Source organism: Sulfobacillus harzensis, from assembly GCF_012933365.1.
Lineage (GTDB): Bacteria > Bacillota > Sulfobacillia > Sulfobacillales > Sulfobacillaceae > Sulfobacillus_B > Sulfobacillus_B harzensis.
This window is the reverse complement of the sequence record NZ_JABBVZ010000015.1, coordinates 1-13,972: the sequence shown is the minus strand read 5'-3', so window position 1 is coordinate 13,972 and position 13,972 is coordinate 1. Positions and strand designations below refer to the sequence as shown.

At 56.7% G+C, this 13,972-nt stretch carries 17 protein-coding genes; 12 read left to right on the top strand and 5 right to left on the bottom strand.

The window, feature by feature from the left end; all coding sequences use genetic code 11:
- Positions 1 to 723, top strand: coding sequence for an HAD family hydrolase (locus tag HIJ39_RS06340; protein WP_169097856.1), 723 nt, complete (start codon positions 1 to 3; stop codon positions 721 to 723).
- Here the strand turns inward: HIJ39_RS06340 and HIJ39_RS06335 are convergent.
- Together HIJ39_RS06335 and HIJ39_RS06330 are read right to left on the bottom strand one after the other, a co-directional pair.
- Positions 656 to 1,603 carry a DMT family transporter gene (locus HIJ39_RS06335; protein WP_169097855.1) on the bottom strand — a complete coding sequence of 316 codons (948 nt, stop codon included), beginning with the start codon at positions 1,601 to 1,603 and terminating at the stop codon, positions 656 to 658. The two genes, HIJ39_RS06340 and HIJ39_RS06335, sit on opposite strands and share 68 nt — an antisense overlap.
- Positions 1,590 to 2,444, bottom strand: coding sequence for a SirB1 family protein (locus tag HIJ39_RS06330; RefSeq protein WP_169097854.1), 855 nt, complete (start codon positions 2,442 to 2,444; stop codon positions 1,590 to 1,592). The genes HIJ39_RS06335 and HIJ39_RS06330 overlap by 14 nt, the downstream gene beginning before the upstream one ends.
- A gap of 357 nt (positions 2,445 to 2,801) precedes the next feature.
- On the opposite strand from HIJ39_RS06330, the gene HIJ39_RS06325 reads away from it, so the two are divergent.
- From HIJ39_RS06325 to HIJ39_RS06305, 5 genes are all read left to right on the top strand, one after another.
- Positions 2,802 to 3,398 carry a hypothetical protein gene (locus tag HIJ39_RS06325; RefSeq protein ID WP_243239390.1) on the top strand — a complete coding sequence of 199 codons (597 nt, stop codon included), beginning with the start codon at positions 2,802 to 2,804 and terminating at the stop codon, positions 3,396 to 3,398.
- A 133-nt stretch (positions 3,399 to 3,531) separates the two neighbouring features.
- Positions 3,532 to 4,290: a ferritin-like domain-containing protein gene (locus HIJ39_RS06320; protein WP_169097853.1), complete on the top strand. Its 759-nt coding sequence runs from the start codon at positions 3,532 to 3,534 to the stop codon at positions 4,288 to 4,290.
- Positions 4,290 to 5,129, top strand: coding sequence for a family 1 encapsulin nanocompartment shell protein (locus tag HIJ39_RS06315; RefSeq protein ID WP_169097852.1), 840 nt, complete (start codon positions 4,290 to 4,292; stop codon positions 5,127 to 5,129). Before HIJ39_RS06320 ends, HIJ39_RS06315 begins: the two co-directional genes overlap by 1 nt.
- Positions 5,130 to 5,177: 48 nt before the next feature.
- Positions 5,178 to 5,717, top strand: coding sequence for an NUDIX hydrolase (locus HIJ39_RS06310; RefSeq protein ID WP_207711513.1), 540 nt, complete (start codon positions 5,178 to 5,180; stop codon positions 5,715 to 5,717).
- A 34-nt stretch (positions 5,718 to 5,751) separates the two neighbouring features.
- On the top strand, positions 5,752 to 6,531 hold the full coding sequence (locus tag HIJ39_RS06305) for a DODA-type extradiol aromatic ring-opening family dioxygenase (protein WP_169097850.1): 780 nt from the start codon (positions 5,752 to 5,754) through the stop codon (positions 6,529 to 6,531).
- A 60-nt stretch (positions 6,532 to 6,591) separates the two neighbouring features.
- Here the strand turns inward: HIJ39_RS06305 and HIJ39_RS06300 are convergent, their stop codons facing one another.
- Both HIJ39_RS06300 and HIJ39_RS06295 read right to left on the bottom strand, forming a co-directional pair.
- A complete protein-coding gene (locus HIJ39_RS06300) occupies positions 6,592 to 7,014 on the bottom strand; it encodes a hypothetical protein (protein ID WP_169097848.1) in 423 nt (140 codons plus the stop codon).
- Positions 7,011 to 7,289 (bottom strand): YtxH domain-containing protein, encoded by a 279-nt coding sequence (locus tag HIJ39_RS06295; RefSeq protein ID WP_169097846.1) that lies wholly within the window; start codon positions 7,287 to 7,289, stop codon positions 7,011 to 7,013. The genes HIJ39_RS06300 and HIJ39_RS06295 overlap by 4 nt, the downstream gene beginning before the upstream one ends.
- A gap of 217 nt (positions 7,290 to 7,506) precedes the next feature.
- On the opposite strand from HIJ39_RS06295, the gene HIJ39_RS06290 reads away from it, so the two are divergent.
- Both HIJ39_RS06290 and HIJ39_RS06285 read left to right on the top strand, forming a co-directional pair.
- Positions 7,507 to 8,637, top strand: coding sequence for a glycosyltransferase family 4 protein (locus tag HIJ39_RS06290; protein ID WP_169097844.1), 1,131 nt, complete (start codon positions 7,507 to 7,509; stop codon positions 8,635 to 8,637).
- The gene (locus HIJ39_RS06285; RefSeq protein ID WP_169097842.1) at positions 8,634 to 9,059 is read left to right on the top strand and encodes a GtrA family protein; all 426 of its coding nucleotides are present in this window, start codon (positions 8,634 to 8,636) and stop codon (positions 9,057 to 9,059) included. The genes HIJ39_RS06290 and HIJ39_RS06285 overlap by 4 nt, the downstream gene beginning before the upstream one ends.
- On the opposite strand, the gene HIJ39_RS06280 is transcribed toward HIJ39_RS06285, so the two are convergent.
- Positions 9,056 to 9,862: an alpha/beta fold hydrolase gene (locus tag HIJ39_RS06280; protein ID WP_169097840.1), complete on the bottom strand. Its 807-nt coding sequence runs from the start codon at positions 9,860 to 9,862 to the stop codon at positions 9,056 to 9,058. The two genes, HIJ39_RS06285 and HIJ39_RS06280, sit on opposite strands and share 4 nt — an antisense overlap.
- A gap of 985 nt (positions 9,863 to 10,847) precedes the next feature.
- Between HIJ39_RS06280 and HIJ39_RS24560 the strand changes: the two genes are divergently transcribed.
- The 4 genes from HIJ39_RS24560 (at position 10,848) to HIJ39_RS06260 (ending at position 13,915) form a co-directional block, all read left to right on the top strand.
- Positions 10,848 to 11,174 carry an Mpo1-like protein gene (locus tag HIJ39_RS24560; protein ID WP_338055101.1) on the top strand — a complete coding sequence of 109 codons (327 nt, stop codon included), beginning with the start codon at positions 10,848 to 10,850 and terminating at the stop codon, positions 11,172 to 11,174.
- 11 nt (positions 11,175 to 11,185) lie between these two features.
- A complete protein-coding gene (locus HIJ39_RS06270; protein ID WP_169097838.1) occupies positions 11,186 to 11,551 on the top strand; it encodes a VOC family protein in 366 nt (121 codons plus the stop codon).
- Between the two features lie 462 nt (positions 11,552 to 12,013).
- The gene (locus tag HIJ39_RS06265) at positions 12,014 to 12,649 is read left to right on the top strand and encodes a TRIC cation channel family protein (RefSeq protein ID WP_169097836.1); all 636 of its coding nucleotides are present in this window, start codon (positions 12,014 to 12,016) and stop codon (positions 12,647 to 12,649) included.
- A gap of 816 nt (positions 12,650 to 13,465) precedes the next feature.
- On the top strand, positions 13,466 to 13,915 hold the full coding sequence (locus HIJ39_RS06260; RefSeq protein WP_207711512.1) for an SCP2 sterol-binding domain-containing protein: 450 nt from the start codon (positions 13,466 to 13,468) through the stop codon (positions 13,913 to 13,915).
- The last annotated feature ends 57 nt before the right edge of the window (positions 13,916 to 13,972 follow it).

Sequence of the window (13,972 nt, the reverse complement as noted above, 5' to 3'; positions counted from 1 at the left end):
ATGAACCATGACATCCGCGTGGTGGCGTTTGACTTGGACGACACCTTGATTCGGCTTGATCCCACATTTGTTCCCGAATATGTGAGATTGCTCGATGAGACCCTTCGGGCTGCGCTCGCGTTGTCTGAACCGCTTTCAGGCCATTTTCTCGAGGTGACGAACCAGATGATGGCGAAGATGCGCGATGAGGAGTCCTTGCAGGACTTTTTCTTTCGGCAGTTCTCGGAGCGCGCCTCTCTCACGCGAAACCAAATTGAGGGTCCGTTAACAGCCTTTTATGAGGAGATTTTCCCCCGGCTTCGCTCCTTGGCGCGCCCTGTATATGGGGCTATGGGGATGCTGTCGCAGTTAAAGGCGGCGGGGTATCAGGTGGCGTTGTTGACCAGCGCGCTGTTTCCCAAGGCGGCCATCGATGAGCGCCTCCGCTGGGCCGGATTGGAAGGATTCCCTTTTGATTGGCGCACGGCATTTGAGGTGGTGCACGCCACCAAGCCGCAACCCGGATATTATGAAGAAGCAGCCGACGCGTTAGGCGTTCCACCACAGGCATGGCTGATGGTGGGCAACGACTTGGTGGAGGACATTATTCCTGCCCGGTCGGCGGGAATGGCCGCATATTGGGTTCGCGACCAGAAGCCAACGGCCGAGGAAGAGGCTACCCTTCCTCCGGGTACCCCGTGGGGTCCGGTGGAAGCGGTCTTGTCGCACCTGGGGTTGGCGTAAGGCCCAAGACGACAATGACGAGCCCTCCGGAGATGGCCAGGATCCCCGCGAGGGCCCAACTACTGGGGGCCTGTCCAAGGATAAGCCAAGCCAAAATGGCGGAACCGGCAATTTCCCCTAAAAAGGCAAGCGACACGGTGGTGGCGGGAAGGTACTTTAGGATCCAGTTGAACAAAGTATGTCCACCGAGCGTAGGAAGTAGGGCTAGCAAACCATAGATGATGCCGATGCGAAGGGTGATGGGCCCTAACGTGTGCGCCTTCGTAAGTTGAAAGGTGCCCAGAAGCATGGCCGCTGCCAGATACACGGCAGGCGCATATAAGGTTGTGTCCAACGTTTTTCGCACCTGTTGACCGATGATGAGATATCCAGCCGCAAAGAGGGCGCCCAACAACGCCTCCGCCATGCCGATCAGACTTTGTACATGAAAGTGGGCGCTGCCCGTGACCAGGGCCAGCCCTCCTAAGATAATCGTCCCGCCTGCGAGTGTGGCCGGTGCCAGTCGCCGCTTTTTGACCAAACGTTCGTACGTCGCGACGAAAATAGGGTGGCACGACACCAAGGCCGTGGATGCGGCCACTGGGATAAGGCTAAGGGACTTAATCCAGAACAGGAAGTGGAGGGCCAAAAAGATGCCCGAGAGCGCGATCGGGCCGGTTTGGGCTGACACCTCGCGCACGCGGCGTCTTTGGCTCCAAATTCCGGGGGAGAGCAAAACCAGCGCCAGCACTAGGCGCCAAAAGGCAATGGCCGCCGGAGCGGTATGGGCCAACCGAATCAACACGGCAGCGGAAGACACAGAGAGAACCCCGACCGCCAGCGCTCCTTGCAAAACCGCCGACGACGGGGTTCTTTGCGATGGGTCGTCAGACTTTGGCATACGAGTGGGTCAGCATGTCGCGGAATCCTGTGAGGGAATCGGCGCGATCCGGATCTTGGGTACTGTAAATTTGGATGAGATTGGTGAGCATGCGCACCAACATGAAGCGGGTGGGCGTTGGGCTTAAATAGGCTGGATGAAATCCGAACCCATTGTTCATGAGGAACTGAACGCATTCGCCCCGGTTTAACAGCCGTCCCTTATGGAAGGGATCGATAAACAGGCTATCGTTGTATTGAAGAAGGAAGTGGCCCGGCATGCCAATTCCGACCACAGGGATGCGCAACCGCCGCGCAATCAGGAGATAGACCGCGGACAGACTGATGGGAATGCCCAAGCGCCGGTCCAAGACCTGGTTAATGTAGCTGTTGTCCGGGTCATAGTACCCGTCCTGATTTCCGGCAAAGCCCAGATCCTCAAAGAAGTACTGGTTGAAGGCTTCGATCAGTTCGCGGCCCCGACCCATGGTGCTGCGATCAGTGCGGCGTCGGAAATCGGCGGCCATGTCATCCAACATGGTACGGTAATGAGCACGGTTAAGGCTCGGATAGCCCGCCTCAGCAATGAGAAAGGCGCCTTCTTCCAAGTCAATCCACGCCGAAGGCATTTCGCAGAACCGGGAAAAGCGGCGGCCCAACTCGTCAAGGCGCAGTCGTTCCAATATGCTATATACTCGGGTGCGCACGTGCGGATCAGGAGAGGTTCGTGCTTCTTCCAAAAACGGTTCGGCCTGGCTCCGGGCCTCAATTAGCGTCTTTCGCGCAATTTGGGCGGTCTTGATATCATCGTCTCCCAAGAGGTGGATTAGTGCGCGAATTTCCCCTTCAGTGAGTGTCTTCATGGCCGTCCGCTCCTTTCTCCGAGTAACGTGCAATACGGCTCGGTTGTTACCTCCAGTATATGGAACAACCACTGTGGATGTGAGCAGTTGTCAGCCGTATCATATTATTCGCTCTTTAACCCCGATTTCCTTCCGTAAGGCGCTTGGAAAAAGATTTCCGCGCCCTGGATTACCCATATTATGCCCAACCATTTCCGTTAAAGCCGACCCTTCCCAAGTGTCCCGCATAAAATTATGCTGAATCACCAAGACTGAAGGGTTGGTACCCATCATCTTAGTACAATTTTGTGGTCCTGCGCATGGAAATCCGCGGCGCGGGCGAGAAAAATTGCCAGGCGCCAGGGAGTTCCCGTTGCAATGGGACATCGCCAGCGGTATGGTTGGACTATGCGTGAAGAGACCGATAAACTGCTTATCTATCTTGGCCGGTTGACGGGCCAGGTGCCCATCTTGCAGATGGTTTTGGGCTATCTCATGGCGGATCCCACCCGGGTGCGCTTTGTAGATAGTTTGCGTACCGATGCGGAACTCGGCATGAGTATCTCCGCCCATCGTCGCATTGAACTCCCCATTTCACCCTGGCAGGGGTTTATTCGTGGGGTCCCGGTTCCGGATCCCGTGGCTTGGATACAGGCTGCCCGTGCTATCCGCGCCGATATTGAGATTCGTCTTTCTTCGGATGACCCCATTGTGATGCAATTGGTACAGCCCCTGATTGGACCGGTGCGTGAACAGCGCGAACGGCAGGCGATGGAAGAGCGCATGCACGGACTTCGACAAGAATTGGACCGAACGCTCGATTTATATAATGAGGTTCGTCACCTGATGGAGATTGATCAGGAACGCCATCAGGAATTGGAGAAATTCTTGACCATGGCCGAAACGGAGATGCAAAACATGGGCCGGGAACTCACGCAATTGAAGGCGCGTATCGAAGACGAACCCACATCCTGACCCAGGTAATTTTCCCCGTCTCCTTTCGGCATACTAGCGTCGTCTAAAGGGGGCATCCATCGGTATGGTCTATGACCGCCAAGAGCAAGTTCATTTGTTAAATGCCGACTTGATGGGCTAACACCAAGCGATCGTGCATTATCTGACTCACGCCTGGACGGTGGTGCGCCAATTTGGGCCGGTGATAGAGGCGATTTCTCGGGATGAGATGCGTCATTTCAAATGGCTCGCGCACACGATTGTTGCCTTAGGCGGGGTTCCGGACATGACACCGCGAGAGACGCTCACAGCGTTCAGCGGGTTGGAGGCGCTCAATTACGATATTGATGCTGAGGAAGAGGCGATTTCCCAGTATCTCGCCCATCAACGGGTCATTGCGGATGAGCGGGTGCAAGGCTTAATTGGGCGGATTGTCGTGGACGAGCGCGACCATCGCCGTCAATTTATTCATCTTAGGGAGACCTGGAAGGATGCCGATTGTGAGGCCAGTGGGGAAGACGCGTTGACTGGGGAACGTGCCGAGCGTTTTCAAATTCTGGTGGCTAAAGAATATCAAGAAATACTGCGGCATCTGTTGGATAGCTTTCTTACGACGCACCTACGGCATGTGGGACTCAATGCTGAGGATCGGGCCATCGATGAGATGAAGCACTTGAGCCTGGTGGCGGAGACCATGGCGGACTTAGGCGGGCGGCCCCGATTCAGCCTCAAAGAGGCCGACCGCGAGGATGAGCTTAGCCTATATCGCGATCTTCGCGGTTGGGCGGAGTCGGAGATGAAAAGCCTGGTGCCACTGATCGATCGGCTCATTGCTCACGAGGAATACCAGCTTGTTAGCGCGCCGGATACCGGATGGACGGTCGGGTCGACGGCGAAGGGAGGTCTTCGGTAGTGGATGTGCTTAATCGGGGAGAAGCCCCAATCAATGAGAAGGAATGGGCCGAAGTGACAGAGGCCGTCACGCGGGTCGCCCGCCGGCAACTGGTAGGGCGTCGCTTTTTGCCGTTGTTCGGGCCCGTGGGAGTGGGCATTCAGGTTATCCAGGTGGATCGGACCCCATCGTGGGACTTGGCACAGGTTACGATGCAGGGTGAAGCCGAGGATGAAGTCCCGGAGTCCCGTCTATACCAACGCGTACCGGTTCTTTCCAAGGATTTTGTATTGGATTGGCGAGACCTTGAGCAAGCCCGGTCGACCGGCAGCCAGTTGGATTGGTCTAAGGCGGAAGCGGCCGCCAGCTTTGTGGCTCTGGCGGAGGACCATGTCATTTTTCACGGATTGCCGGATCAGAAGCTGGATGGGTTGTTGACCGTGGAAGGTCGGCATGTGTTGCCCAGCCAGGGCTGGGACGAGCCCGGTCAGGGGTTTCAAGACGTGGTTCGGGCCGTGAGTCATCTGACATCCGCCGGCTTCATGCCGCCATTTTCGGTGGTAGCCGGGGTGACGGTCTATGCCGCCTGGAACCGCCTCTTCGGCAACAGCGGGGTTCTGGAGGTCGAGCAGATTGAACGTTTAGTACAGGGAGGGGTCTTTCAGTCACCCCTGGTTCCCGATGACACGGTGCTGGTCTTGGCCCCAGGCGCCGAGAATATGGATTTGGCGGTGGGATTGGACTTGAATGTGGCCTTCGTGGAGTCAACACGCATGAACCATATCTTCCGGGTGCTTGAAACGCTGTCCCTGCGAATTAAGCGCACCGGCGCCATTTGTCAAATCTGGCAAGAAAGCTGAACCGGGTCCTTGGCGATGCGGTATGCTTAGGGCACGGAGGCGAGACAAATGGCCGACACGGATGAAAACGCCTTTGTGCAATGGCGCCATGCGCCACCCCGGGCTTGGAAGTATTGCCCGCTGTGCCGTGGGGATCTCACCAATCATGCCTGGGACGGAAAAACACGCCGTTACTGTCCTCAGTGTGGATTTGTGTATTGGGAACGCCCATTGCCGGCTGTCGCGGCAATAATTCGCGAGTCGTCCCATCAAGGTCGGGTGGCGCTGGTTCGGCGTCGTTATCCTCCGGAAGAAGGTCAATGGACGCTTCCCGGCGGTGGCATTGAAGCGGGAGAATCAATTGAGCAGGCCATGATCCGCGAGGCACAGGAGGAAACGGCGCTCACGATTGCGCTAGATGGGGAGATTGGGACCTGGTCAACCCCTAGCTTTGAAACCATCATCACATTTTTCGTCGCGCACCGCGTCAATGGGGAACTTCAAGCAGGAAGCGATGCGCTGGAGGCAATGTGGTTTGACCTTGATCGGCTCCCCAGCCTGGCTTTTAGCACTCATCAGGATGCGGTCAGGCAGTACTTAGAGCGCTAACAAGTAGCGCTAACAAATAAAAGAGGGGAAACGGATGCGACCATCGTTATTCATCGCTCACGGCTCGCCCATGATTGCGATTGAAGAAAGCCCATATGGCGAATTCTTGGATCAATTGGGACGCCGTTTGGAACACCCTCGGGCGGTGGTGATCTTTTCTGCCCACTGGGAGAGTCCGGTTCAACAGGTGAGTGCCGTCTCCCAATACACTACGATTTACGATTTTGGCGGTTTTCCGGATGAACTCTACCGGGTTGTCTATCCTGCCCCAGGCGATCCGGCATTGGCTGAGGAGATACAGAATCTCTTAGCCCAAGCCAATATTGCCGCGGAACGAGACCGTTCTCGGGGGTTGGATCACGGGGCATGGACGCTCTTAAAGCGACTGTTTCCCGAGGCCAGTGTTCCGGTGGTGGCGATGTCGGTAAATGCCCGACTTTCGCCGCGCGAGCAATTTGCCATTGGCCAGGCGCTGGCCCCGCTTCGTGACCACGATATCTTGATTATCGGCAGTGGCGTGACCGTCCATAATTTCCAGATTCTCGGGATGGGTCATAGCCGGGAATTGCAGGCGGCGGTGAAAGCTTTTCAGCGATGGCTGGATGACAAGTTGTCTCAGTGGGATCTGGAGGCATTGTTTGACTATGAACACCAGGCACCTCATGCTCGGCTGGCTGTTCCGCAAAACGGTCAGGAACATTTCGCACCCCTTTTTTATGCCATGGGGGCGGCCGGAACACCCGATTCCATCGAGATTTTGCACGAGAGCTGGATGTGGAATGTGATGGCCAACACGGTGTTCCAATTCGCCTAATATCAATATCAGAGAAGCCGACCGCATCTGGGCAGCCGGCTTCTCGTCTCGTACGGTTCGTTATAAGGGGAGAGAGGTGTCTTTGGGGGCGGGCACAGTCGACTTGGGCTGTTTCGCCTTCTTTTGTCGGCGTCGCTTAATCAGCGTCCATCCCAAGGCAGCGCCGGTAACCCACCAGGGGCGAGACTTGAGGCGCGTTGCTCGGGTATTCCGCCCCATGAACAACGAGGCAATCGCTCCCACCGCTCCGCCAACACGGCGGGCGGCGATTTGCACATCATGGACGGTATGGCTGACGCGCTCGGTTGTCTCACGCAAATTGGACACCAAGCTCCTCAGCTCCGCCAGCTCATCACCTAAAGTTTGCTCGAAGGCAATCAGGTGAATGACCAGGCGCAAAAGGAAGATGACCGCCAAGATCGCAATGACCGCCAGCACCGCCATAGCGATGGCGATGATGGTGAGAGCGGTTGCTGGACTCATGCGCCGTGACCTTCGTCGTTATTCGGCAGCGCGTCGTCATCGTCCAGGGAAATTTCCGTCATACCCCGACGCCACAAGTCCTGTCCTTTTTTCGTCAGGTTCTCGCGAATATCGCGTACGCTTCCCGTGACCTGATCCAGCGTGCCCTGGGTCTTTTTCTTCAACGTTTCACGCGTTTCGGTGCCAGACGAGGGTGCCAACAGAATGCCAGCGAGGAAACCTACCGCCGCTCCTATCAATAGACCGCTAACCCGATCCCAAGTTCGATCGTCCATTTTGCTTCGCCTCCTCCATCTTTTTCGTCCTACCATTTTGACACATTCTGCTTCCAGAGGAAAGGCCGTTCCAATCTATGGAAAAATTTCCGAGAGCATCTGGTGATATTATACGGAGTGGAGAGACACCGGAAAGCTATGTTATACTAGGCTGGTTTTTAATACCTGGTCTACGTTTGATCAGATGGTTGCACGTATGGAGGACAGGCTGTCAACGATGAGAATTGCCTTTGTTACGGAAACCTGGTGGCCGTCAACGGACGGCGTTGTGACTCGTCTTACGGCGACGTTGCGGGAACTCAAGAAGATGGGCCACGAGCTGTTGGTGATCGCTCCGCGAGGTGGCGATCCCGTATTTGAGGGCATTCCGGTGCGCGACGTGCCCAATGTCAGCGTGGGCTTTATTTATGGCGGCAAGCCATGGGGAATGCCCTTGCCTCGGATCGGGCATTACATCCGGGAATTCGACCCCGACATTGTGCACGCGGTGAACCCTTTCGTGATTGGCTGGGGCGGCGTTTTTTCGGCGGTGTCCCAGGGGCGCCCTCTGGTTGCGTCGTATCATACCAACATTGCGCAATACGCCGAATTCTATCACCTCGGGTTCACCAAGCCTGCCATTTGGGCGTGTCTGCGCGCCCTGCACAATCGGGCCGATCTAAACCTAGCGACGTCTGAAACGGTCCGTCGTGAACTGGTGCAGGAAGGGATTCGCAATGTGCGGGTGTGGGCTCGAGGCGTAGACTTGGACTTGTATCATCCCGCCAAACGCTCAGAGGCTATGCGTCGTCGTCTTACCGGGGGCCACCCGGAGCGGATGATTGCCTTGTCCGTTGGGCGCGTAGCGGCCGAAAAAGGCCTCGACCGGTTGACCGCGTTGTTTGGCGCCAACCCGGATCTACACCTGGCGTTTGTTGGCGACGGTCCGGCTCGGCCAAGCCTGGAAAATTTGTTCCAGGGAACGCCCACGACCTTTGTCGGCACGTTACACGGCGAAGAATTGGCCACGGCTTACGCGTCGGCTGATGTGTTTGTCTTTCCTTCGACTACGGACACGTTGGGACTCGTGCTCCTGGAAGCCATGGCATCCGGATTGCCCATCATTGCGGCGGAAAGCTCACCCACGCATGAGTTGACTGATCAGAGCGGTGCCGGTCTCTTGTTTCACGTGGATCGCCCTGAGACCATCGGCCAACGGGTCAACGAGCTCATGCACTCCGCACGGCGGGAGGAATTGTCCCGGCGGGCGCGTCATGAGGCAGAGCGCTGGGGATGGCGGGTGCCGACGGAAGAATTGGTCGGATGGTATGAGGAGTTGTTGGGGGCGCAACGGGGCAGCACCGCATGAAGCGGCTATGGCAACTCCTGAAGTTTGTGTTTGTGGGTTTCGGCAACGCCATCATCGATTTGGGCGTCTTTAACGGATTGTATTTTGTCGCCCCCACCCATAATGTGAAGCGGCTGGTATTCTACAACACCTTGGCGGTGGGGGCCGCCATCCTCAACAGCTACATCTGGAATAGCCGATGGACGTTTCGCCAACAGCATAGGCGGCGCGGGCCCGGAGCTATGCGGCAGCGGGTGCTCTTTTTAATCCAATCCTTGATCAATGTGGTGGTCAACGACATCATTCTGGGCTTTATCGCCCCCTGGATTGCGGAAACGCACGCTGTAAATCATGTTCTGGCCAACAACATCGCCAAAGTGCTGGCGATGTTTCTTGCCTCGCTTACCAGCTTCGTCATGATGAAGCTGGTCGTATTTGTTTAAACTCCTTGTCCCGAAAGAAATTCCAGCAAAAGGCGATTAACGGTTTCCGCCTGGGTGAGATTGGGAAAGTGCGCTGTTTCAGGCAATCGTACGATCTGATGCGAAACTCGTTCGGCCAGAGTGGCGGCTGCTTGGCGGCAATAAGCGGTGTCCCATTCTCCGATGACGATCAAAAGCGGGGCGGCGAGCCGATTTAGCTGGTCTACGTCATTGCCGGGCCGATATTCGGGTCCATCCGGTGGGTGAAGTCTCAGCCTTTCCTGATTCATGGTCTCGAAGAGGGCGCGAGCTTTTTCGGGAACCGATTCCGGCCGCCCATGAATCCCTTGAAGCCAGATTTGCTCCGCCACGGCAATGAGCGCCTCAATATCCCGGGACTCTAGGGCGCTGACATAGGCTTGCTCAATGGTTTCAGGAACATCCGAGGCCAGGTTTTCCGGCTCGAATCCCAAAATACCCGATCCCAACAGCACGAGACGATCGACCCGATCGGGGTGGACGAGGGCAGCATGTAGCGCGGTCGTGCCTCCCATGGATGATCCCACAAGATGGGCTTTCTTAAGGCCCAGTTCATTCATGAGCGTGATGAGATCGTCGGTCGGATCAATCGCTTCTTCCGGGTCCGCGCTTTGACCGTATCCTCTGGCGTCAAAGCGGACCACGCGAAAGTGCCGCGTCAGCGCTTCCATTTGGGGATCCCACTGCCGGTGATCGCCTAACGCCGAGTGTAACAAAATGACGGCTTCACCATTTCCGTGAAGGTCATACCACAGTGACTGGCTGCCATTCAGGGCTAGTCTCATTTCACCATTTCCCCCTCTCCTTTCACATCATGGCAGATTCAGCTACGGCACGCTAGGATGGGCAGATCGGGTGAATCGCCGCACGCTGATGATGGGAGCTCACGGGTGTCCGCTCCGGTGGCCGGCAGCGTTGCGGCACTTATGTCTCTTCACATGGCACCGCTCCCTGTTATGTGGGTAGGGGCGAGGCGGATGGAAAGGTTAACGTGCTCTACGGGGCATCGCGCACGGGCGTGTTCGCCAACATGGTTCCGTCCGAAGATTTGGTTCGGGCCAATGGTGTCTTTTATAGCTCCCGGCAAACTGCCCGATTGGTGGGGTCAAGCCTTTGGGGGTGATGATTGCCTTCATCGGCGCTGCGCCCGCCATGATGATCACGTGCTTGCATTTCTGGCCTCGTTGGTCTTTTTGGCCTGCATTGTCCCGCCCGAGGGCGGGTGGACGACACGTCGTGACGAGATCATCCCTTCGGGTCCGATTTAAACGAGGCTTGGAAATGGCTTTCGCGTCAGCCAGGGTGGATGCTGGCGATTGCCATCGGAGCCTTCAGCCATGTCGCATTTGGACCCACTAATGTGTTTTCGCTGATACGGATTCGCCCTGATCTTCATGCCAATGCGGCCGCCTTGGGTGGTTCGACGCCACGATTGGCGCCTTGACTCTCGCGTTGTCGGTCAAGGCTCTGGGGATGGTACTGATGTCCGTGGCCAGTTCGCCTGGCGTGGCGGACCTGGGTATCCAGCCTCAGTATGACCTTAACGGGGTGGCCACCCCCACAGCCGTTGGACTTAGTGGATTGGCGGGAGACGCCATTGGGGCGGGACGGAGTTTTGGCCAAGTAGCCGGACTGATGGGTCTATGCGATAAAGACTGCTTTCTGGCTCGTTTCGCACACTTGCCATGGGGCTATCGTTTGCCGTCGAACGGTCGGGGGAGGAAAAAATTTGCCGTTTCGCGAATATCTCTTTCGAGGAGGGGGATTTCAGTGACTGACGCAAACACGTTTTACGCGTTTTGGCTCGACTATCTTAAAGAGCATGAGCTATTGGCCACTCGGCTTTGGCACTTCGTAGGCACTAGCGCGGCCCTCATCTCCATTCTTCTCGCCGTTATCAGCTGGAATTGGATTTATCTCGTTTCGGCCCTTGTTGTTGCCTATGGCTGCTCTTGGATGGGGCATTTCGTGGTGGAGCGAAATCACCCCATGACATTTCGTCATCCGCTCTTGTCCCTTAGGGCCGACCTTTTGCTGTATCGCTTGATGCTAACCCGTGGTCTAACTGAAAGCGTGACCACCTTTAAGATGCTTTAGGGGAGATCAGCGTGCTGTCCATCCGCTTTGTGACCGTGCCGGTGGCCAATTCGGACCGGGCACGGGACTGGTATCAAGGCAAGCTCGGATGCACGGTAGTCGTCGACCAACAATATGGGCCCGTGCGGTGGATTGAAATGGCGTTTCCCGGCGGTCGCTCCAACGTGGTGCTGTTTACCCCGCCGGGATTCGAGCATCGGGTTGGTCAATTCACGGGCATTTCTTTGATGGCCGACGACATTGAGGCTGTGTATGAAGACATGCAGGCCCGGGGAGTCGAATTTGTTGAGCCGCTGGCGACCGCCGACTGGGGCGGGAAACAAGCCATCTTTCGCGATTCCGAGGGAAATCAGTTCGTCCTCGCCCAGGAATCGTAAGCATCATTCTTGGTTGCGCAAGTTCCAAAAGGATGCGGCCTGCCGCTTACACGGAAGGCCAGCCCACAGAATCCAGAACCGATGGGATAAGTTGATGCGATGGGGTCTGAGCCCCCCTAAATACTCTTTAAGCCTCTACCGCTAGAACGCGACGAGCCCTCGGTAGAGATGAGGCGCCTCGTCCTGTGACATCCTGTTACTCGTGGGCGTCTCTTGGTGGGTAACGAGGCGCCTTCCCAAGGCGCCCGTGCGGGGCGGGGCTCCTGACCGATGGATATCGGGCGTCGTGGCCAACGCACGCCGGGCTGATGACCTCATCGGGCAGTATCCGCGTATGCCTCATCATACCGATCGGTGGGCGGGCCAAGCCTTGTCGCGTGTAAAATCTGCTATTGACCTTACGCCACCATATGACGGGAGTCCGTCCAAGGACTCGTGCGGGCCTTTTTTGAGGTGACTTTCGTGATCTTGAACGTACTTAGCATTGTTGGCAGCGTGGCGTTTGCTGCCAGTGGGGCCATCGTGGCCATGGACGAAGACTATGATATCTTCGGAATCCTTGTGTTGGGGTTCATTACGGCGTTTGCTGGCGGCATGATGCGCAATCTCATTGTTGGAATCCCGGTTGCAGCGGTCTGGCATCAGACGGGGGCGTTCATCGCGGTATTGGCGGCCCTGGGGATCACCCTGGTGGTTCCTGGTCGTTTGCTCAAATGGGGTTGGAAGCTCATGGTGTACTTCGACGCCCTCGGGTTGTCGACGTTTGCGGTCGAAGGTGCTCTGTATGCAGAACGCATCCACGTGTCTGCCGGCACGGTGATGGTCGCGGCCGCCATGACTGGCGCCGGCGGAGGTGTAATCCGCGATCTGTTGGCCCAGCGAAAGCCGCTCATTCTGCGATCTGACACCTACGCCATCTGGGCGCTGTTGGCCGGGGCCGTCATCGGCCTCCGGTGGGTGAGCCCCCACGTTGCCTGGCAGGTCTATGTCGTGCTGGCAGGGACTTTTGTACTGCGCGTGCTGTCCATTGTCTTTCATTGGCACCTGCCTCATGTGGAAAGTCCCAATAGAGACAAGGCCCAAGCGGTGGACAAGTGATTCCCCGCTCTCTTTGCAAATTGGCCGCACCGCTTGGCATTCAGGAAATGAGCTTTGGCGCTTTTCTTGTCGGCCTCATGTTTGACCTTGACGGACGGATGTTGCACATCCCCCCGGGGAAAAAATAATGCCATACGATGTCTCCCGGGTGTACCGCTGGTGGCGTGGGCTGTTGCACCGCCTGATCCGTTGGCGGAAATTCGCGCGCCGTCGCCGGCTCATCCCCAAACGCTAGTGTCCTACTCGTTGCCGGGCCAAGGAGCGTGCCGTAGTGCATCGCGCGATTCTGAAGAGCTGCACCAAAGGAGCGGGCTCGAAATGGGCCCACTCCCGTTAATCTGGTGCATATGAGCCGTGAGTTGCCGCTGCTTACAATGGATGCTCAGTTCCAAGTTCAACCGCGTCCGGTCCAGCCCCGGTCGAGCGGCCCGGCAGCCGGTCAACAAACCGCTGCTGAACGCGAGAACCATTAACACCGACTTGGCGTCGCCACGATGAATGTCCTCCGTCTCTCGTTCACACGACTTCCGCCCACTAACGTCCGCCTGAAACAATTTAGCATCGCATCAGGGGGTGATCTGCTGGGTGGGACGAGGCCATGCCCAATGAAACGATATTTTACTGGTGGCTGCCAAGATTCTCCTTATATTAGCTGGATTTGCCGTCTCCCCAAGCTGTTGGCGACTGTTCCAATCGCTTGGTTTATGTCCTAATGGCGGAAACTCGTGATTCCAATATTTCTTTTTCGAGATATTTGCACTTGGGAGGAAAGTTTGACGATGGTCGCGAAATCCCTAGGCACAGGGAGGGTCGACGATGGGATATGAGGTGTTTACCTTGGAGTGGGCTAAGGCTTGGAAAGATGAGTTGAATCGCACCGACAAATACAAAAAGGCAGGCCGAACATGGGAGTGGCCCATGGTCCTGCTCATGGAGCCTGATGCCCGTGTCGGTATCGACACGGAACGGGCTGTCTATGTCGATCTGTTTCATGGCGAGTGCCGTGAGGCGCGTCCGGCCACGGCGGAGGATTTGGCCGCTGTTCCCTATATTGTGAAGGCTGATGCCGAGACCTGGCGCGATCTGCGGGATGGCCGAATCGAGGCGATTGGAGCTATTTTACGGGGCCGTATGCAGCTTGAAAAAGGCAGCATGTTGGTGCTGGCGCGTTACGTGGCCGCTGCCACCGAACTCACCCGAGCAGTGTCTCGTATACAGACTGTGTTCCCGGACGAAACCGGAACGGAGCGTCCTGTAGAGATGTGATTTCGGCGGACTTTGACAGTTGAGGAAAAAATCCCCCCGTTGGTACGGTTGTGGTGG

What these genes read in the sequence shown, in the direction of transcription:
- HIJ39_RS06340 (WP_169097856.1), top strand. Translation starts at nt 1, where the DNA reads ATGAACCATGACATCCGCGTGGTGGCGTTTGACTTGGACGACACCTTG.
- HIJ39_RS06335 (WP_169097855.1), bottom strand. Translation starts at nt 1,603, where the DNA reads ATGCCAAAGTCTGACGACCCATCGCAAAGAACCCCGTCGTCGGCGGTT.
- HIJ39_RS06330 (WP_169097854.1), bottom strand. Translation starts at nt 2,444, where the DNA reads ATGAAGACACTCACTGAAGGGGAAATTCGCGCACTAATCCACCTCTTG.
- HIJ39_RS06325 (WP_243239390.1), top strand. Translation starts at nt 2,802, where the DNA reads ATGGGACATCGCCAGCGGTATGGTTGGACTATGCGTGAAGAGACCGAT.
- HIJ39_RS06310 (WP_207711513.1), top strand. Translation starts at nt 5,178, where the DNA reads ATGGCCGACACGGATGAAAACGCCTTTGTGCAATGGCGCCATGCGCCA.
- HIJ39_RS06305 (WP_169097850.1), top strand. Translation starts at nt 5,752, where the DNA reads ATGCGACCATCGTTATTCATCGCTCACGGCTCGCCCATGATTGCGATT.
- HIJ39_RS06300 (WP_169097848.1), bottom strand. Translation starts at nt 7,014, where the DNA reads ATGAGTCCAGCAACCGCTCTCACCATCATCGCCATCGCTATGGCGGTG.
- HIJ39_RS06295 (WP_169097846.1), bottom strand. Translation starts at nt 7,289, where the DNA reads ATGGACGATCGAACTTGGGATCGGGTTAGCGGTCTATTGATAGGAGCG.
- HIJ39_RS06290 (WP_169097844.1), top strand. Translation starts at nt 7,507, where the DNA reads ATGAGAATTGCCTTTGTTACGGAAACCTGGTGGCCGTCAACGGACGGC.
- HIJ39_RS06285 (WP_169097842.1), top strand. Translation starts at nt 8,634, where the DNA reads ATGAAGCGGCTATGGCAACTCCTGAAGTTTGTGTTTGTGGGTTTCGGC.
- HIJ39_RS06280 (WP_169097840.1), bottom strand. Translation starts at nt 9,862, where the DNA reads ATGAGACTAGCCCTGAATGGCAGCCAGTCACTGTGGTATGACCTTCAC.
- HIJ39_RS06260 (WP_207711512.1), top strand. Translation starts at nt 13,466, where the DNA reads ATGGGATATGAGGTGTTTACCTTGGAGTGGGCTAAGGCTTGGAAAGAT.